This is a genomic window from Adhaeribacter pallidiroseus (genome assembly GCF_003340495.1).
GTDB classification, from domain to species: Bacteria; Bacteroidota; Bacteroidia; order Cytophagales; family Hymenobacteraceae; genus Adhaeribacter; species Adhaeribacter pallidiroseus.
Genome location: NZ_QASA01000001.1, coordinates 704,495 through 725,614 on the forward strand (window position 1 = coordinate 704,495; position 21,120 = coordinate 725,614).

Sequence of the window (21,120 nt, forward strand, 5' to 3'; positions counted from 1 at the left end):
TTTGTTACAATGGTTAGTAAAAATTTAAAAAACAGACAGGCGTATGATTATTCAACAGCCTTTACACTTTTATAGATGAAATAGAGCAGCTAAAGGAATGCTTTTTATACCTAGAGTTAGTGTAAAGAGCGTGTTGCTTAATTCAAACTACAAACAAGAAATCAATTTACTTCCGCTATAAAGTTGACCGACCAAGAATTTAATTAAAGTGCTTGGCTTAAATTGATTTACTAAGATAATTGTCCCGGTCGGGAATAAAATGCTGTAATTTCAACTTTCAGACATTCCTATTCATTATAAGCAACTTAGCTTAACTTAAAATTAGCTGCTTAACTGCAAGCAATTTTTCGAGGTATTTTTATATCAAGTAATTCCCTGAAATGCTACTGAGCCGGAGTAAATTTTAAAAATACTTTAAGCTGGGGCTTCTTTACTTGGTAAATAGGTTAAACAAATAGCTGCTCTTTGCTAAACCTATTTACCATTGTGCATTTTCCCACTCATTCAAAAATAAATATGTCTTGCATTTTAGTTGCAATATTTTAAACATCTTATTTTCATCGGGGTTTATTTGAATTGTGCAATTATGTTATTATTATGTTTAAATTGTTGATATTGGTTATTTACTAAATGCTTAAAAGTGTCTGGTAATATTTACTTTTTAATAAAAGCTGTATTTAATTATATTAAAATTAAAAAATTAATAAGTGTTTGGTATTTTAATAAAGTATGCTTCACTGTAAAATTGTTGTAAATATCTTATAAATACTGATCAGTGTAGATAAAAGCCGTTTTTTTAAGGTCTAGTTATTTGTGGCAAGTTTGTATAAATTGTACTTTTTTGTTTTTTATGTATTATATATTTTTAATATAATTGTTTTTTAATTTTTAATATAACCTCCATGTTCATACTTTAAATACCAGTTGATACATTTGTAATATAAATAAAAGTACAAAAAAATAGTTGGTATAAATTTAAGCGTGTTACTGTAATCTTTATTTTATGATAAAAACTTCTACAATTCTGATTTATTTAGTTAGCCTTTTTTGTCTGATTTTTACTAATGATAGTGTGGCGCAGACCTGGTTAGATGTAAATTCAACAGAGCTTGCCGGTGGAAGAGGGGCTAATCTGGTCTTTGCCTTGGCTAAGAATGGTACCCCTTATGTAGCTTATTCAAACGGATTATTAAGCGGCCGGGCTACAGTTAAAAAATTTGATGGAGCACACTGGGTGAAAGTAGGTGCCGAAGGTATTTCGGTAGATTATGCTGGTGAATTAGCCCTAGCGGTTGATGCTAATAATGTTCCTTACTTAGCTTACACGGATAATGCCACTAATGGACAATTAAGTGTAAAAAAGTTTGACGGAACCAATTGGGTTGCAGTTGGTACAGGACTGCAAACAAACAAATATCCGAACGGACTTCGATTAGTATTAACTTCAACGGGTACACCTTACCTCGCTTTCACGGAGAATGGTAAAGGCTGGGTAAAACAATTAAATGGTGCTACCTGGCAAACAGTAGGTACCGGTAGCTTTCCTTTGCCACAAACTGAAAAGTTAGCATTAGCTCTGGATCCAAAAAATACGCCTTACGTAGCATTTACTGATATCACTAAAAACGGACAAGCTGCCGTACAGCGCTGGGATGGTAGTAACTGGGTAAATGTGGGTACCAGCGGAATAGCCGTTGGTGCAGCCTTTGATCTTTCCATTAACATAGCTCCTAATGGCATTCCTTACATCACCTTCCGGGAATTTCAAGCCGCAGCTATTAATAAATTAGGAGTAACTAAAGTAAAACAATTTAATGGTACCACCTGGGAAGAAGTAAGTGCTTCTAACTTTTCTGATTCGTGGGTATATTTTGCCTCATTAGGAATCGATAACAATAATAACTTATACGTGGCTTACCGGGAAAGTGCTGCCGGAATGGGCAATCCGGGTCAGACAAAAGTAAAACGTTTGATTGGTGAAGAATGGGAAGAAATTGGTACATCAAATCTTACTTCCGGAGCCGTTAATGATGTTTTTCTTGCCCTTACCGATACTGGTTTAATGTACGTTGCCTTTGCGGATGGCGCAAAGGCCCGGGCAGCAACGGTCTTAAAAATTGATGTTTCTACTCTGGTAGTGACCGCAAAAGCTCCCACTAAATTAGATTTAACAACTAATAGCGATAAAGGAACCAGTGCCACTGACAATATCACGAATGTAGCTTTACCAACTATAACCGGTATAGCCGGCTCAAAAGCTCTGATTACTGTTTATGTTGATGGAAAAAGTGCCGGCACCACAATAGCTGATAGTATTGGTAACTGGAGCTTTACTTTTACAACAGCTTTAGCAGCCGGTAACCGGAATCTGGCGGCTACTGCCACCTATAATAATGGTTTAATTAGTGCTTTTAGTAGTACATTATGCATTAACCTGGACTTTACAGCCCCTGTTGTAAATGGTATAGCCAATAACGGAATTTATAAAACAAATAAAACTATTACTTATAGCGGCGGAACAGCAACCTTAAACAACGAAGCTTATGTAAGCGGTACCTTGGTTAGTGCAGATGGCGTATATAATTTATTAGCGAGCGATGTAGCAGGTAATACCACTGCTGTACAATTTACAATTGATCAAACAATTCCGGTCGCTAGCCTGGTAATAAATAACAATGCAGCCACTACTAACCAGAACGAAGCAACGCTTACGATTACTGCTCCGGATGCTACCTCAATGCGTTTTTACGATAACGACGATAATATAATATGGTCGGCTTGGGAGCCAGTAAACGCTACTAAAACCTGGACCTTATCAAGCGGTAGCGGCAGCAAGTGGATAAAATTACAAGTACGCGATGCCGCGGGTAATGTATCTGCATCGGTTTCTGATAATATTACTTTAGATCAATCAGCGCCAACGGTTTCTTTTAGCAGTACCGTAATCAGTCCTACTGGTACTAATAATATTCCCGTAAAAATTAATTTTTCTGAAGAGGTAATCAACTTTACTGCTGCTGCCGTTACGGTAACCAATGCTACAAAAGGTACCTTTTCCGGAAGTGGCAAATACTACACTTTATATATTAAACCGGTTAATGTGGCCGGAGGAGCATCCGCTGTGATTTCTCTCAACGTTCCGGCCGGCGTAGTAGCCGATGCCGCTACCAACAAAAATCTGGCATCTTCTACATTTACTATTACTTACGTTGCCCCCATCACGGCTCCGCAGGTGGTAAATCTTCCTTTCACGGTATTATCTGCTTCTACGGTAAGTTTAGGTGGTAATGTTACTTCCAGTGGAGGTAGCCCAGTAGTAGCAAGAGGTATTGTGTACAGCGCTACCGCCACCGCACCATCTATTAATAGCGCGAAAATTTTAATGGGTGCCGGAGAAGGATCGTTTACTACAACCTTAAGTAACTTAAAACCAGGTATTACCTATTACGCTCGCGCTTATGCTACTAACTTGGTCGGAACAACTTACGGAGCAGTTCAAAAAATTACAACCACTCCCTTAACTTCACTTGAAACCGGAACTACGGGTGTACCGGCTACTAACGTTAGCGAACCGGTAACCAACGCTACAACTACGCAAGCTAGCTTAAATGCTTATCCAAATCCTTTTCAGCAACAAGCTACTATCGAGTTTACCTATAACACAACTACTACCTATAGCATCGCCGTTTACGATATGAACGGAACACAAGTACAAACTTTACCTACAGGTACTGCTCAAGCCGGCGAAAAAGTTCAGGTTAGTTTATCCGCTGAAAAATTAGAAAGTGGTATTTATACCATTCGTCTCAGCACTCCAAAAAGCGTTCAAAATTTAAAATTAATCTGTAAAAAATAAATTCGCTTCCTTAAACAAACAAACCAGAATAAAAAACGGCCACTCCAGATAGAGTGGCCGTTTTTTATTCTGGTTTGTTTAACTATAAATCGGTAGAACGGCGGTTATCTAAATCCGTAGTTCGCCTATTTTCTAAATCTACATCGGTATCCAAATTATCGATTTCTACATCTGTACGGCGGACAGTATCTCGGATGGTTTCTTCCCGTTCTTCCACTTCTTTTTCCAGCGAAATCTCTTCTACTACCCGAGCTTCTTTAGCTACAACCGGTACTTCGGCGTGTTCAGTAATTTCAATTTCTCCTTCCTGGAAGTTAGATAAGTCGGCCTCAGTGGCGGGGCGGTTAACTGGAGTACGCTCCACATGCACATGTTCTTCGCGCAAGTTAATACTTTCTTCCACTGGTTTTTCAATAACGCGGCTGCGCAAGCGGGCTCCTCCAGTTTCAACTACCCGTTTACCAAGGTGTAGTTCTTCTTCTATAATCGGAATAGCACCTGTTTCGGTGGCGGTTGTAGTGGCACCAGCTTGACGGTTGCGGTAAAAATTATCTTCGTTGTAAAAATCGTGATTATAATAGTCATCGCCTCCAGCACCGGCCAAGGCGGCTCCAGTTCCTATTCCGGAAAAAGCATTCCGTACGGAATCTTCGTAATCGCGGGTTAGCATGCCTTTTTTATACCGAGGCAAGGAGCTTAATTGAGAAGCATCCAGGTTAGACAATATTACGTCATCATTCGACTCGTGTAATTCGGCTATTCCAATGGGGATAAGCACATCATTGTCATCGGTATCTAACATGCTGGTGTCTTCCAGGTCAAGTACCAAATAACGTACCTTTAGCGATTGCGGATCGAAAATAAGTTCATCTACTTCGCCAATCGTTTTACCCTGACGGTCCTTCACATCCCAACCCCGAATATCCGGTTGACCTTCGGCAATTTCGTAATCGCTGTCACTTAGTTCCAGCAGTTGATTGTTGTTATTATTATCGTTTAAAGCCATGATTTTAAGGTAATTAAATTAAACATTAAAATGAATAATACTGTAATTTCCCAACTTGGGTTTATTAATTTTTTAATTAATTAGCCTTGGTCTCCACGCCGAACTACAATTTCTACCCGGCGATTCTGCTGACGGCCTTCGGCACTGGCATTAGAAGCTACCGGCTGCGACTCGCCTACGGGATGCAACGAAATCCGGTCTTCGGTAATATTACCATTTTGCGTCAGCCAATTCTTAACGGCTTCAGCCCGTTGTTCCGCTAATTGCATGTTGTATCCCGCCGATCCTTGCGCATCGGTGTGTCCGTAAATACGCACTTGGCCATTTGCAAAACGTTTTCCCATCGATTCAGAAACTTGCTTTAACTTATCTGCAGCGTTAGCTTTAATGGTATTTTTGTCAGTATCGAACAAAATAGTTTCATCCACGGAGTAGATAGCGTATTCATCATTACCGCGTACGGAAATACCAGCATCAGTAATTTCTTCGTAAGTTGCAGCAGGAGCTCCAAAATCTATTCCTTCCCAATCTAGCGTGTTTCCTGTAGGAGCCATTGCGGTAGAATCAGCGGGGGCGCCAGTATTAGTTGGGGTAGTTGCTTCTTCCCGGTTGCAACCACGCAACAAGAAAAATAATAGGGCTAGCGCCAGAAGAGCTAAAAGAAGCCAGAGCCACCAGGGACGCTTACTTTTGGGTTGTACATTTAATTCGGCCATAATTGTAGTTTTTTAATAGTTAGTTAGAGTTGGTAGAACAATCGTAATTTTTATTAAGTGAGGTGATGTACGATTTAATAGAAAAATATGTTATCATTATTGCATTTTTTCATCTAATTAGATAAAAGGTTAACTTTAGTACTCGTATATATAAATTATTCTTCTCTGAATAATACTATTACGAAGTGTTAATTTTTTGAATTTTTTTAGGTTGGTAGAGTAAAAATTTAAAAAATTTACCTGAATAGGTGTTATGATCACTGCCTTGGGTATAAGGTAGGACAGTAATCAGTAGGTATCATGTTAAAACAAAGCTTAAAAATTAGATTTTAGTACTAAAATAATACCATAAGGCAGCAGTCCGGGCCATTACTGCATGCTTCCAGTTTTAAAATAAATGGTGTTAGGAGTAAACTACCCGATATTAATTTGTTGATAAAACCTTTTATTTAAATAGGCTGCTAGATAGCTTTTAGGTATTCTTTTTTATACGCGTACGGTGTTTTATGAGTAACTTCTTTAAACTGCTTGTTAAAGTTAGATAGGGTATTACAACCACTTTCATAACAAATTTGGGCAATGGTATTATCATCTTCCAACAAAAGTTTGCAGGCATAACCTATCCTTAGTTCTGTTAAAAAGGAAGTAAAAGATTTGTTAGTCCTGACTTTAAAAAATCGGCTGAAAGAAGTGGGGGACATACTGGCGATTTCGGCAACTTCTTCCAGTAAAATATTCTTCCGGTAGTTTTGCATAATAAAGGTGTATACTTCATTCATGCGATCTTTTTCTCCTTCTTTAACATTATTGGTATAACCTAGACTAGATATATATTGGTATTCCGTGGACTCGGACAATACATTTAAAATGGACAGTAGTTGAATAATCCCTTCCAGGCCCGGCAGGTACAACAAGTCTTTCATCATGTTGGCTATTTTTTTTCCGGTTTGGCCCTGGAATTCAATTCCGCGATTTGATCTCTCGAGTAGCTGCTTAATGCCTAACATTTCGTCTTTGTTTAGCAGGCAATCTCCAAATAAATTGTTAGGGAAGTAGATTACTATGCCTTGTGCACGTAATTGACTGTTTTTATTAAAAAAAGCGTCATCATTCCGCCACAAATGGGGCATATTAGGAGCGATAAATACCACTTCACCTTCCTGAAAATGCGCAATATTATCGCCAATAAACCGCGTACCCCGGCCTTCTAAAACAACGAACAATTGGTATTCGGAATGAAAATGCCAATTAGTATCAAAAAAAGGATCGTCTAAATAATTTATTACAAAAGCTTTCGACTCTCGAATTTCAGATTTGCGAATAGCAGATTTCATAGTAATACTTATATATCTTATAACTATATTTAAAATTTAATTAATGCTAAAATACAGTCAGTATTTGGTGAAAAACAGAAAGATTCTTAAAAAATAAATAAGGAACATTGTAAAACGCTCTAGTATTTATTGGAGGGTAATTTGAAACCTTTATTCTATTAATTTCTGGATGGCAATTATTAGAAAGTTGTCTTGTAAATAAGAAAATATAAAACAACCATAATACTGGTAGAACTGCGCAGTTTGCTGCAAGCTATTTTTAAGATGCACAATCTCAACTTCTACTAATCTTATACTAGTAGAAAATATTTATAACAAGATAATAACGTGGTGAAAAAATCAGTGACAATGAATAATAGTTAACTGATTAAACAAAGAGAGAAAGTTGATTTTAAAAGCTCAGATGGAGGATAATTTAAGTTGTTGACGGGTGCTGTTAATTATATCGAGCAAATTTTTTTTATTTTCTACTGCTTTATTGCTTGTAAGTCTTTCTCAAAAGTGATTTAGAAATAAAAATATCTTAAGCAATTATATGCAAATAATACAGCCATTTTAAACTAAATGGCCTTAAAAGCATGCTAAAATTTAAAAATGTATAGTTTACACTTAATTAAAACTTACTAGTGTCGGATTTACATTTACTCGTTGCTATTATTAATTCACCCTTTAATTTTTTTATTATGAAACACTTCGTACAGAAAATTCTACCTCCTCCCGGAGCTTGGTTCCATCTGAGGCTTCTAAAAAGAAAACTCCTTTATGCCAGTTTGCTGCTTGTTATGTCGGGGTTCATCAGTAAACCTAGTTTTGCACAGCAAACTACGGTGACTGGAAAAGTAACCGGAGAAAAAGAAGAAGGTTTACCTGGAGTAACGGTATTGTTAAAAGGAACATCCAATGGTACAACAACAGATCCGGATGGTAATTATTCGTTGAATGTACCTAATGGCAGCGGTACGTTGGTGGTTTCTTTTGTAGGTTATCTTACGCAAGAAGTGCCAATAAATAATCGCTCTGCTATCAACGTAGCCCTGGCCCCAGATACCAAGGCCTTAGAAGAAGTAGTGGTTGTGGGATATGGAACACAATCCCGGGGAACGGTTACCGGAGCTGTAAGTCAAATACAAGCCAATGATATTACCCGTACTCCGGCCGTAACTACTTCGGGCGCTTTGGTGGGTAAAGTGCAGGGCATTACCAGCCGCCAAACCGATGCCCGGCCCGGTGGTACTACCAATATTCAAATCCGAAATTTAGGTGACCCATTGTATGTCATTGATGGGGTGCCTTCCGATGCGGGTCAGTTTAATAACCTGGGAATTAATGATATTGAAAATATTTCCATTTTAAAAGATGCTTCGGCGGCCATTTACGGTTTACGGGCGGCTAATGGAGTAATATTGGTTACCACTAAAAAAGGCAAGGCCGGCGAAAAAACTAAAATTAACTTATCGGGTTATTACGGCTTGCAAAATTTTACCCGCTTTCCCCAACCGGCCAATGCGTACCAACACCAGCGGGCCTTAGTGGAGTCGGCGCAGAACCGCGGTGAAACCTCCAACATCACGCCGGAAGAACTGGAAAAATGGCGCATCGGTACCGAAAAAGGTTATCAAAGTACCGATTATTATGATTTTATCATGCGCCCCAACGTGCCGCAATACTTTTTAAACGGGAGTGCTTCCGGCGGTTCCGAAACCATGAATTATTACTTATCGGTTACCCACCTGAACCAGGAGGCGTTAATCAAAGACTTTCGATTCGATCGGACGAACATCCAGGCTAATTTAGATGCGGGTATTGCCAAAGGTTTACGGGTGGGTACGCAAATCAGCGGACGAATTGAGAAACGCCACCAGGCTGGTTTACCGGGGCTGGACGATTATTTTAATCCTTTTCTGAGTATTTTTACCATGTGGCCCACCGAAAGACCTTATGCGAACGACAACCCGAAATACATCAATCAGACGCACAACGTAAACGTAAACCCGGCTACCTACGACGAAGATATTACCGGACCAATAGATGAAATCTGGCGCGGTATCAAAGGCAACGTGTACGCGCAGTACGATTTTAATTTTGGTTTAACTGCCAAGGCCACCTATTCTTACAATTTTACCAATTTTGATTTTGATGGTTTTGAGTACACCTACGATGCCTATACTTACGACGCAGCTACCGATACCTATAATAAAGTACCCGGCGGTGGAAATCAAAATCCGTGGCGGGAGCGGCGCAAACGCAATGTAATCGACCGGTTTGCCCAGGTTCAGTTAAACTGGAACAAGCAATTCGGTAGCCACGGTGTATCGGCGGTAGCGGCTTACGAACGGTCGGATGTAGACAATAAATACATGATCGTGCATACCGTACCACCCAATAATTACATCCCTATCCAGTATTTTGCTAATCAGGATTTTCTGTTGGACGAGTGGAACGTAGAAGCCCGGGCGGGTTACATTGCCCGTTTATATTATAACTTTAAAGAAAAGTATTTACTCGAAGTACTGGGCCGCTACGATGGATCTTTCGTGTTTAGAAAAGATAGCCGATGGGGCTTATTTCCGGGAATATCCGTGGGCTGGAAACTTTCGGAAGAGAATTTCTTAAAAGATCGCGTTTCGTTTTTAAATGATTTAAAACTGCGGGCTTCTTACGGTAAAACCGGTAGCGACCGGTATCAGGATCCCGGCAATCCGGCCAATACCTTGTGGGTAGTTAACCCTTTTAGTTACTTATCGGGTTATAATTGGGCCAGCGGTAACGCCGTATTTAATGGGAACCTGGTACGGGCCTGCAGCCCAGAGGATTACCAATAACAACCCTTTCGTGGGTCGAAAATACCTCAACCAACATAGGTCTGGATTTTGCGGTTCTCGACAATAAGATTAGTGGTCAGTTTGATGTATTTGAACGTAAGCGGAGCGGCATGCCTGCTTCTAAATACGATGTGTTGCTACCCAGTGAGGTAGGCTATACCCTTCCATTGGCTAATTTAAATTCCGATGCCCATCGGGGAATGGAGGGCGTGATAAACTACAGGGGTAAGGCAGGAGAACTGAGCTATACTCTAGGGGTGAATGGTACAGTTTCGAGAAGGAGAGACCTGGAACAATATAAACCCCGGTTCGGGAATTCCTGGAACGAATACCGCAATTCATTTACTGATCGTTGGGCCAATATCAACTGGGGTTACCAGGTAGCTGGTCAGTTCCAATCGCAGGAAGAAATTGACAGTTATGCGGTGGATAACGATGGTCAGGGAAACCGTACCCAATTGCCCGGTGATTTAATATTTAAAGATGTAAACGGCGATAAAGTAATTAACGACTTAGACCAAAGGCCAATTGGTTACGCCGAAGGAGCCAACCCTTATTTTAGCTACGGTATTAATACCAGTTTCGCTTATAAAGGATTTAGTTTGTTCGTCGATTTTTCGGGAGCAAGTATGCAATCTTTCCTGCGCGATTGGGAGTTACGGTACCCTTTCCAGAACAATGGTACTTCGCCGGATTATATGTTCGAAGACCGTTGGCACCGGGCCGATCCGTTTAACAACGATAGCCCGTGGGTACCTGGTAAGTATCCGGCCATCCGCAAAGACAATGCCGGCCATGCCAACTTTCAACGGAGTGATTACTGGGTGACCAACGTGCGATACATCCGCCTGCGAAACCTGGAATTAGGGTATACTGTGCCCCAAAAAGTAATTAACAAAGTAGGTATTTCTAACCTGCGGGTGTATGCCAATGCCTCTAATCTTTTCTCGATTGATAACACCAAAGAGTTTGGGGTAGATCCGGAAATCTCTTCGGCCAACGGCTTGGTATATCCGCAGCAACGCTCATTTAATTTGGGTTTTGTTTTAGGTCTTTAATTCACGAATACATGAAAAGTATTTATAAATTTTTAATTTTTGGTGCCTCTTTACTGCCTCTGTCGGCTTGTCAGGACGATTGGCTGGAGAGAGAAGCGCCTAACGTAATTCTGGAAGAACAGGTCTGGAACGATCCCAAAATGATTACCAGCTTACTGGCTAATTTTTACAATCGTTTGCCTGCGCACTCGCAAATAAATGCCGGTTGGGAAAACTTTGCGGCTTACGATGAAGCCATGTGGTCGGGTAATGGCGAGGGTTCCAATAATATCTTTGCTTACGGTTTTGACCGCTGGCGTTTATGGGATTACGCTTTAATCCGGGATATCAACTTATCGCTGGAAAGCATGGAAAAGTTTGGTACAACGCTTACACCAGCCGAGAAAACCCAGTTTGCCGCCGAACTCCGGTTCTTACGAGCATATCAGTATTTTGAACTGGTGAAAAGAATGGGCGGCGTACCGCTCGTTACTACCCAACTCATTTACGATTTTAGCGGCGATGCTTCGGCGTTACAACAGCCCCGGGCGAAAGAAGCTGAAGTGTATGACTTTATTGCCAGCGAACTCGATGCGATTAAAGACCAGCTGGGTAACACGGGCAGTAATACCCGGGCGAATAAATTTACCGCCCTTGCTTTAAAAAGCCGGGCTATGCTGTACGCCGGTTCCATTGCTAAATACAACAGCCGGTTACCCGCTCCGATTGCTACCCCGGGAGGTGAAGTAGGTATTCCGGCCGATAGAGCTACGGAGTATTACACCAAAGCCTTGGAAGCCTCCCGCGAAATTATCACCAGCAATACGTATCAGCTACATACGGGCAATCCTAACCTGGGCGAAAATTTCTACGAAGCAGTATCGCGCAAGGCCAACAACAATGAAGTAATTCTGGCACAAGACTTTTTAGTATCCAAAGACAAGCGCCACGGCTTTACTTACGATAACATTGCCCGGAACATTCGCGAGGATAATTTATCATCTTCCATTATTACCCCGGTTTTAAACTTGGTAGAAGATTACGAATACCTGGATGGTACTTCGGGAGAGTTAAAGCTCCGCACGGTCAACAACAGCGATTATATTTATTATGATAATTTACAGGATGTTTTCGCCAATAAAGATGCCCGTCTATACGGTACCGTTATTTACCCCGGTACTTCCTTCCGGGGGCTGGAGGTGCAGGTACAAGCCGGCGTAAAAGTCTGGAATGGCAGCGACTACCAAACCGTAGAATCCGATGTATTAGGTTCCAGATACACCGATGGTGGTTTACTGACCGGGGCTTCCGGTCCGCAGCGTTCGCAAACCGAAGTGTCTAATACCGGTTTTTACCTGCGCAAATACATTGATCCGGCCCCGGGTGCCAGTACCCGCGGAATCCGGAGTGATATGTGGTGGGTCCGGTTCCGGTACGCCGAAGTGTTACTGAATGCTAGCGAAGCAGCTTTAGAATTAGATTTATTACCCGAAGCATTGGGCTACGTGAACCAGGTAAGAGAAAGAGCCGGCTTTGGCTCTAATAGCTTAACCGAGCTAACCTTAGGAAGACTCCAGAACGAGCGACGGGCAGAGTTTGCCTTTGAAGACCACCGGGTATGGGATTTAAAACGGTGGCGCATTGCCCACGAAGTCTGGAATGGCAGTGAGGCTAGTCCGGATGCAGTGCTCTATGCTTTATACCCTTACCGGGTAGTTCGGCCGGGGCACCCCACGCATAATAAGTACGTGTTCGATAAACTTCGGGCTCCCCGGTTCCGGGCACCGCGTAACTTTCAGATGGGCAACTATTATTCTTCCATCGACCAAGGAGTGTTAAACAATAATCCGAAAATCATCAGAAATCCATTCCATTAATTTAGCAACATGAAAAGTAATTTTTTAATTTTTATAACCCTTGCTGTGATTACTTTGGTTACCGGTTGCCAAAAAGACAACTACGACCCGCCATCCTCCACTTTATCGGGGCGGGTGGTGTACGAAGGCCAACCCATTGGCGTCAGATCGAACGGGGTGCAACTGGAATTATGGCAGCCCGGTTACAATTTGTTTACCAAAATACCGGTATATGTAGCCTGGGATGGCACTTTTTCTGCATCCTTGTTCGACGGCGATTATAAATTGGTTCGTTTAAGAGGCAATGGTCCTTGGTTAGACAATGCTGATACTATTAATGTGCAGGTAAAGGGTTCCACGGTAGTAGATGTGCCGGTAACGCCGCATTTTATTGTCAAAACCTCCACCTTTCAGAAAAATGGCAATGCGGTAACAGCTACCATTAATTTGCAACAGATTAATGCGGGCAGCAAACTGGAGCGGGTAAACCTGTATTTAGGAACTACCACTATTGTGGACCAAAATAACAATGCCGGTGGCGCCGAAGTATTGGGTACCGCTATAACGGATTTATCGCAACCCATTACGCTAACGGTAAATGCACCGGCCAATTTAGTAAGCAAGGGCTATACTTACGCCCGTATTGGCGTAAAAACCGAAGGTGTTGCCGAAAGGCTGTATTCGGTGCCGCAGCAAGTATCTTTAAAGTAAAAAATTTAAAAAAAATATTCCGGAATAAGTTTTTATAAGCTTATTCCGGAATATTTTTTTATCCCTATCCTAATAAATTATGGTGCTTTGGGAAATAGCAATTCTATAAAAAATTTGGTTGAGAATAATAAATAAACCAAGTTTATAATTATGTTGGTTACCACTTTTTACTTTTAAATTATTTTAACCTTAGCTTCAGCCATAATTATTACTAAAGGACCAGGTGGGCTTGTTTAATTTGATGTTTCAAACTGAAAATTTAAAAAAATGAAATATTGGTTTTTGTTTTTAGTCTTTGTTTTTGCGGTACCGAGTAGTAAGGCCCAAACAGGCAACTGGCAACCAGTCGGTAATAAGATCCGGACCGAGTGGGCCGCCAAAGTTAATCCTGCTAATCCTTTACCGGAATACCCGCGTCCGCATATGGTGCGCGAAAACTGGCAGAACCTGAACGGATTGTGGGACTATGCTCTGCAACCCAAAAGCCAGGAAAGCACCCGACCTACCACCTTTAACGGAAAGATTCTGGTACCTTTTGCCGTAGAATCTTCTTTATCCGGGGTAGGCAAAACCGTCGGCAAAGACAGTGTTTTGTGGTACCGCAGAACCATTATGGTTCCGGCTAAAATCAAAAAGCAAAATGTATTGCTGCACTTTGGCGCCGTAGATTGGTTAACCGAAGTTTTTGTAAACGGCCAATCCGTAGGAACCCACCAGGGTGGTTATGATCCGTTTTCGTTTGATATTACTTCGGCATTAAAATCGGGTACGCAGCAGGAAATAGCCGTGCGGGTTTGGGACCCAACCGATGATGGCCCCCAACCGCGTGGCAAACAAGTTAAAAAACCCGAAAGCATCTGGTATACCCCGGTAACCGGTATCTGGCAAACCGTGTGGCTCGAAGGCGTACCCAAAACCTACATTACCGCTACGAAACAAACTCCCGATATCGATAAGCAAACCTTGAACGTAAGCGCCCAAGTGCAGAATGCGCAAAGCAGCGACAAACTTCGGGTAAGTGCCTGGGACGGTAAAAAGAAAGTAGCGGAACAAGAAGTGGCCAGTGGTGCGGAAGCCGCCCTGAGCGTGACTAACGCTAAATTATGGACGCCCGAATCGCCGTTTTTGTATGATTTACGGGTGGCCGTGGTGCGTAACGGCAAAGTAGTAGACGAAATAAAAAGTTATTTTGCCATGCGAAAAATCAGCATGGCGCCCGATGCCAATGGTACCCAGCGCATGCTGCTAAACAAAAAATTTGTATTTCAATACGGCCCCCTGGACCAAGGCTGGTGGCCCGATGGCTTGTATACCGCTCCCACCGACGAAGCTTTGGTTTTTGATATTCAGAAGACTAAAGACATGGGCTTTAACCTGATCCGGAAGCACGTAAAAGTAGAGCCGGCACGCTGGTATAACTACTGCGATAAAATGGGCATGCTGGTGTGGCAGGATATGCCGAGCGGCGACTTAGGCGCCCGTTGGGTAAATAATCCCGCCCTCGAAATGCTGAACGCCGACATGACCCGTACCCCTGAATCGGAGAAAATATACCGGCAGGAGTGGATCGAGATTATGCAGGATTTACACAACTTCCCGAGCATTGTGGTGTGGGTGCCGTTTAACGAAGCCTGGGGCCAGTTTAAAACCGCCGAAATTACCAACTGGACCATGCAGAAAGACCCTTCGCGGTTAGTAAACAGCGCCAGCGGCGGTAACTTTCACCCAGTAGGGCATATCATCGATTTGCACAATTACCCGTCTCCGGCCATGCCTCGGACGGATTTGTTTGGGGCTAAACAAGTTATTGTGTTGGGGGAGTTCGGAGGATTAGGCTTGCCGCTGACCGGCCACACCTGGCAGCAAAAAGATAACTGGGGCTACCAGAGTTTTAAAAATCCCGAGGAGTTATTTGCCCGCTATTCCAAGTTTATGGATACCATGTCGGAGTTAATTAAAACCGGCTTATCAGCCGCGATATATACCCAAACCACCGATGTAGAAATAGAGACCAATGGCCTCATGACTTACGACCGCAAAGTTATTAAAGTGCCTACGAACCGCTTAAAAGAAGTGCATACCAAATTGTATAATCCGGGTTTGGTTAGTTTAAAATAAAATGTATGACAGCATCTAGTAATATAAATTTTGTGAATTGGCCGCTGTTTATTCAATCTGTTTCTTACGCTGGTAGGTGCTTTATGCCTTACCAGCGTAGGATTTTTTAAAAATTTATCGGCTAAACTGCTTTTATAACTGCGTTATGCCATATTTTAAAATATGAAATCCATATCCTTTTACCTTGTACTGTTGATATTTCTATCCTGTGGCTGCAATCGCACAAACAAAAATGAGGCGGCTATTAAAATAGTAGATAATCCAGTAGAAGAACAATCAAAATTTATCGACAGCCAGAGATTCAAGGTAGAAAAGCAAACCTACTTTAGTTTAAAAGAGTGGAATTGGGAAGACAGAGAATCAAAGCTTACTGAACTAAATAAAGAAGAGGTAAATAAATACTTCCAAGCACCACTAGACTCGGAAAAAACTTATAATACTTTTTACTTCTTTTCTATTCAGGAGAACACGCCGACCAGAAAATCAATAACCATCTTAGAATCGGATGAGTCTTGTTGTAACACTTTGCATTTGCTAACATATGACAGGAACGACAAGCTTGTCGGGAAAAGCATTGTCGCTGGTTCAGGAGGTGATGGCGGCTGGGGATATGATGCTTACGGCAAATTTGACTCAGATTCAACGTACTACTTTACACATGTGGAGTTAGAAACAATAAGGGATGACTCTATTGGCTGGGAAGCTGAAGTTGACTCTCTCGTGGTTAGGTTTACAGTTGATAGAAATCTTAATTTCAAGCAGCTATCAGAGAAGAAGTTTGAGTACAACAAAGTGCACGTATCAAAATAAAAACAAGGCAGAACAAGGTGCATAAGCCATGCTACGGCCGCCGGCCTTCTACACCTCATGCAATAGCCGGTTTTTTCTATTTGCAGGAATATCGATACCAGAATCTTTTTCGAGAAGCAAGATTTTTAAATTTTAAACATGAACGCTTTTGCTAAAACTAACTTCCCTCAAGTAATGATTACAAGCTTTTTAAATTCAATCTAAATTCCAGAGTAATCCTTTTATAATGAAAAAACTAGTTGCCAGCTTTATAGTCTTCTTGCAAGTTCTGGGGCTCCAAGCCCAGGACGTTCGTCCGCCGGCGGTGCCCTTGATTACCATTGATCCGTATACCAGCGTTTGGTCGTTCACGGACAAGTTAAACGAAGAACCAACCAAGCACTGGACTGGCCGCAATCAGCCGATAAACGGATTAATCCGGGTGGATGGGAAAACGTACCAGTTCTTAGGGGCGGAAGCACCGGTTTACCAAACCATTGTACCTACGGCCGTTTCGGAAGCTTATCCGGTGCATTATACTTTTGAAAAACCCGGCAATGACTGGATGAAACCAGGTTTTAGCGCCACTGCCTGGCAAGCTGGTAAAGGTTCTTTAGGTTCCGATAACATGAACCCGAAACCAACTACCTCCTGGAACACCGAGGAAGTTTGGCTGCGGCGGGAAATAAACCTGCCCGCCGTAAATCCGGAGCAAATAATTTTAACCATGTTTCACGACGATAACGTGGAATTATACATTAACGGCTTGCCCGCTTACGAATGTGCCTGCTTTACGAACAAATACCAGCAATATTCTTTAACACCGGAAGTAAAAGCTTCCTTGAAAAAAGGCAGAAACCTGGTAGCGGCGCACGTGAAAAATACCGCCGGCCCTTCGTTAATTGATTTTGGCTTGGTAAAAGAGTTACCCGTTACCGTTACGGTAGATAAGGCTGCTCAGAAATCGGTGCAGGTAAACGCCACCCAGAGCATTTATGATTTCACGGTGGGGCCAGTAGATTTAAAAGTAACTTTTACCTCTCCTTTGCTTTTAAACAAACTCGATATTCTGTCGCGGCCGGCTTCTTACATTACCTGGCAAGCCCAAGCCAACGATCGTAAAACCCACGACGTTAAAGTTTACTTTGATGCATCCGCCGATTTAGCCGTAGACCAACCCGATCAGAAAGTTACCTGGCAAAAAACCACGGCTAATAATTTAAACGTACTGCGCGTAGGTACCAGTGAGCAAAAAGTTCTGGGTAAAAAAGGCGACGATGTGCGCATTGACTGGGGTTATTTGTACGTAACCACTCCGGTAGCTGCCCAAACCGGCACCACCATTACCATTGGCACGGCGGCCCGCACCGCATTCACCAAGTCGGGAGTTTTAACCACCACCCTGGATACCAACAAACCTCGTTCCGCCAACGATAAACCCGTAGTATTAGCTACCGTTCAAAATTTAGGCAAAGTTGGCTCTACCCCGGTAAGTAATCACGTAACGGTGGGGTACGACGATATTTACGCCGTCGAGTTTTTTGGTAAAAAATTGCCGGCCTGGTGGCGCCGCGATGGCAAAGCTACCGCCGAAACCATGCTGGCTGCCGCCGAAAAAGATTATGCCGATTTAGTAACGCAATGCGCCGCTTTTGATAAACGTCTATCCGCCGATGCTACGCAAGCCGGCGGCGAAGCTTACGCAAAACTCTGTGCCTTAAGCTACCGCCAAGCCATTGCCGCGCATAAATTAGTGGCTAATACCAATGGCACGCCGCTCTTTTTCTCTAAAGAAAATTTTAGTAACGGTTCTATTGGTACCGTAGATATTACTTACCCGTCGGCACCGCTGTTTTTGTTGTATAACCCGGTGTTGCTGCAAGGCATGATGGAACCAATTTTCTATTATTCCGAAAGCGGTAAATGGACCAAACCTTTTGCCGCCCATGATGTGGGAACCTACCCAATAGCCAATGGCCAAACCTACGGCGAAGACATGCCAGTGGAAGAATCCGGCAACATGCTTATTTTAACTGCCGCCATTGCCAAAGCCGAAAAAAACGCCAACTACGCCAAAAAACATTGGCAAGTACTAACCACCTGGGCCGAATATTTAAAAAAAGAAGGTTTTGACCCGGCCAACCAATTATGTACCGACGATTTTGCCGGCCACATTGCCCGCAATGCCAACTTATCTATTAAAGCTATTCTGGGTTTAGCCAGTTACGGCCAGTTGGCCGGGCAGTTAGGCGATGCTAAAACCGCCGAAGCTTACCAGAATACCGCCAAAGAAATGGCCCAAAAGTGGATGCAGCTCGCCAATGCCGGCGACCATTACAGCCTGGTTTTTGAAAAACCCGATACCTGGAGCCAGAAGTATAATCTGGTGTGGGACGAACTCTTGGGTTTAAATATTTTCCCGGACGAAGTAGAAGAAAAAGAAATAAAGTATTATTTAACCAAGCAGCAAAATTACGGTTTACCGCTCGACAGCCGTAAAACGTACACCAAAAGCGATTGGATTATCTGGACCGCCACTATGGCCAATAATCCCGCCGATTTCCAGAAGTTAGTACAGCCGGTATTCCGTTACGTAAACGAAACCACTACCCGCATGCCCGTAAGCGATTGGCACGAAACTACCGATGGGAAATCGGTCGGTTTCCGGGCGCGCTCCGTAGTAGGAGGGTATTTTATCAAAATGCTTCCGAAATAGGTAAAATAATCTATCCAGGAAGCAACCCGGATTTAAAAAATTTAAAAAAACAGCCCGCCCCAGTCGTAAGATTTGGCGGGCTGTTTTTTGGCTAATTAATTTTGAGCGTTCCTACCGCTACTTGCAAAAATTGTATTAGTTTGGCTCTTTCTTTTTAAAGCAAAATCACCGGAAAAAGAATCGGCTTAGCTGTATTTTTAAATTTTAACTCAGTTTAGGGAACTGGCTGGTCAGCAAGTCGATAAATTAGAGGTAACCGGTTGATAATGCGTAATTGGCAAAGCCACCGTATCTTTTACTGGATTTTTTAAAAATTTATCATCAACTTAAAGGTTCCCTCTTAATAATAGTAACTCTATATGGCAAAATTCAGAAGTAGCGATTGGTTTGGCAAAACCGACAAAATGGGATTTATTTACCGGAGCTGGATGAAAAACCAGGGCTATCCGGAAGATATGTTTGATGGCCGGCCAGTGATTGGAATATGTAATACCTGGTCGGAGTTAACGCCGTGCAATGCGCATTTGCGCGATATTGCCGAAGTGGTAAAACGCGGCGTGTACGAAGCCGGTGGTTTCCCGTTGGAGTTCCCGATTATGTCGTTAGGCGAAACTTTGTTGAAACCAACGGCGATGCTGTTCCGAAACTTAGCCAGTATGGATGCCGAGGAATCGATCCGGGGTAATCCGATTGACGGGGTAGTACTTTTAACCGGTTGCGATAAAACCACGCCGTCCACGGTAATGGGCGCTGCCAGTGTAGATTTGCCTACCATTGTGGTGCCCGGCGGACCAATGCTGAACGGTAAATTTCAAGGCCAGGACATTGGCTCGGGTACGCACGTCTGGAAATTTGCCGCCGACGTGAAAACCGGCAAAATGCTGCAGGAAGATTACATGTTCGCCGAAAGCTGCATGTCGCGGAGTGCCGGCCACTGCATGACCATGGGTACGGCTTCCACGATGGCCTGTATGGTTGAATCGTTGGGATTGACCTTACCGGGAGCGGCGGCTATTCCGGCCGTTGACTCGCGGAAAAAAGTATTGGCGCATTTGTCCGGTCGCCGGATTGTGGAAATGGTAAAAGAAGATTTGCGGATTTCTAAAGTTTTAACCCGCGAAGCTTTCGAGAATGCCATTAAAGTAAACGCGGCCGTTGGCGGATCTACCAATTTAATCATTCACCTAACGGCTATTGCGGGCCGCATCGGGGTAGAGTTAAACTTGGAAGATTACGATGATTTGGGCAGTAAAATTCCGCTACTTTTAAATCTAATGCCTTCCGGTAAATACCTGATGGAAGACTTTTTCTACGCGGGCGGTTTGCCGGTTATATTAAACGAATTGCGGGAACACCTGCACATGCATACCACTACCGTAACGGGCAAAGGCCACGCCGAAAATATTGTGGGTAAAATAAAATCGTATAACCCGGAAGTAATTGCCCCCATTTCCAACCCCCTGATTAAAGAAGGCGGTATTGCAGTGTTAAAAGGTAATCTGGCCGAGAATGGTGCGGTAATTAAACCTTCGGCCGCATCGCCCGAGCTGATGGTGCACCGTGGCCGGGCTGTGGTTTTCGAAACCATCGAAGATTACCATGCCCTCGTGGATGATCCGGATTTAGACATTGATGAAACTTGTATTATGGTTTTAAAAAATGTAGGACCAGTAGGCTACCCCGGCATGCCCGAAGTGGGTAATATGACCTTACCGAAAAAAGTTCTGGAAAAAGGCGTGGTAGATATGGTGCGGATTTCGGATGGCCGCATGAGCGGTACGGCTTATGGTACGGTAGTGCTGCACGTTTCGCCGGAAGCCGCCATTGGCGGAACGTTGGCCGTGGTGCAAAACGGGGACTTTATTGAGCTCGACGTACCCAACCGCCGTTTGCACCTGGATGTATCGGAAGAAGAAATTGCCCGACGGAAGCAAAACTGGCAAAGACCGGCGCCGGTAGCCGACCGCGGCTACGTGAATATGTACATAAAACACGTGCAGCAAGCCGATAAAGGCGCCGACCTGGATTTTCTGGTAGGTGGCTCCGGCGATAAAGTCAGCCGCGATTCGCATTAATTTAGTTGGAAGGTTGGTAAGTTAGAAGGTTTAAAAGTTGTAAGGTGGGAAGAATGAGTGTAGGTAGGGTACAAGGTAGGAGCC

General features: G+C 43.0%; 12 protein-coding genes. 9 read left to right on the forward strand and 3 right to left on the reverse strand.

The genetic code is table 11. The annotated features are described in order from the left end of the window. Window positions 1-1,072 precede the first annotated feature (1,072 nt). On the forward strand, window positions 1,073-3,856 hold the full coding sequence (locus AHMF7616_RS02600) for an Ig-like domain-containing protein (RefSeq protein ID WP_158546079.1): 2,784 nt from the start codon (window positions 1,073-1,075) through the stop codon (window positions 3,854-3,856). A gap of 82 nt (window positions 3,857-3,938) precedes the next feature. Here the strand turns inward: AHMF7616_RS02600 and AHMF7616_RS02605 are convergent, their stop codons facing one another. From AHMF7616_RS02605 to AHMF7616_RS02615, 3 genes are all read right to left on the reverse strand, one after another. After that, window positions 3,939-4,862: a DUF2382 domain-containing protein gene (locus AHMF7616_RS02605; RefSeq protein WP_233507287.1), complete on the reverse strand. Its 924-nt coding sequence runs from the start codon at window positions 4,860-4,862 to the stop codon at window positions 3,939-3,941. Between the two features lie 80 nt (window positions 4,863-4,942). Next, window positions 4,943-5,578: an OmpA family protein gene (locus AHMF7616_RS02610; RefSeq protein ID WP_115371467.1), complete on the reverse strand. Its 636-nt coding sequence runs from the start codon at window positions 5,576-5,578 to the stop codon at window positions 4,943-4,945. A gap of 461 nt (window positions 5,579-6,039) precedes the next feature. Continuing rightward, window positions 6,040-6,912, reverse strand: coding sequence for an AraC family transcriptional regulator (locus AHMF7616_RS02615; RefSeq protein ID WP_115371468.1), 873 nt, complete (start codon window positions 6,910-6,912; stop codon window positions 6,040-6,042). 827 nt (window positions 6,913-7,739) lie between these two features. Between AHMF7616_RS02615 and AHMF7616_RS27670 the strand changes: the two genes are divergently transcribed. From AHMF7616_RS27670 to AHMF7616_RS02650, 8 genes are all read left to right on the forward strand, one after another. After that, window positions 7,740-9,734: a SusC/RagA family TonB-linked outer membrane protein gene (locus AHMF7616_RS27670; protein ID WP_317047578.1), complete on the forward strand. Its 1,995-nt coding sequence runs from the start codon at window positions 7,740-7,742 to the stop codon at window positions 9,732-9,734. Between the two features lie 110 nt (window positions 9,735-9,844). Next, on the forward strand, window positions 9,845-10,792 hold the full coding sequence (locus AHMF7616_RS27675; RefSeq protein ID WP_317047579.1) for a SusC/RagA family TonB-linked outer membrane protein: 948 nt from the start codon (window positions 9,845-9,847) through the stop codon (window positions 10,790-10,792). Window positions 10,793-10,803: 11 nt separating this feature from the next. After that, entirely contained in the window at window positions 10,804-12,648 is a 1,845-nt protein-coding gene (locus AHMF7616_RS02625) for a RagB/SusD family nutrient uptake outer membrane protein (RefSeq protein ID WP_115371469.1), read from the forward strand. Window positions 12,649-12,657: 9 nt separating this feature from the next. After that, window positions 12,658-13,338 carry a DUF3823 domain-containing protein gene (locus AHMF7616_RS02630; protein WP_115371470.1) on the forward strand — a complete coding sequence of 227 codons (681 nt, stop codon included), beginning with the start codon at window positions 12,658-12,660 and terminating at the stop codon, window positions 13,336-13,338. Between the two features lie 267 nt (window positions 13,339-13,605). Beyond that, window positions 13,606-15,456 (forward strand): glycoside hydrolase family 2 protein, encoded by a 1,851-nt coding sequence (locus AHMF7616_RS02635; RefSeq protein ID WP_115371471.1) that lies wholly within the window; start codon window positions 13,606-13,608, stop codon window positions 15,454-15,456. Window positions 15,457-15,618: 162 nt separating this feature from the next. Beyond that, on the forward strand, window positions 15,619-16,266 hold the full coding sequence (locus AHMF7616_RS02640; RefSeq protein WP_115371472.1) for a hypothetical protein: 648 nt from the start codon (window positions 15,619-15,621) through the stop codon (window positions 16,264-16,266). A gap of 226 nt (window positions 16,267-16,492) precedes the next feature. Next, window positions 16,493-18,961 (forward strand): glutaminase family protein, encoded by a 2,469-nt coding sequence (locus AHMF7616_RS02645; protein ID WP_199474063.1) that lies wholly within the window; start codon window positions 16,493-16,495, stop codon window positions 18,959-18,961. Between the two features lie 359 nt (window positions 18,962-19,320). Next, window positions 19,321-21,036: an IlvD/Edd family dehydratase gene (locus AHMF7616_RS02650; protein WP_115371474.1), complete on the forward strand. Its 1,716-nt coding sequence runs from the start codon at window positions 19,321-19,323 to the stop codon at window positions 21,034-21,036. Window positions 21,037-21,120: the final 84 nt, after the last annotated feature.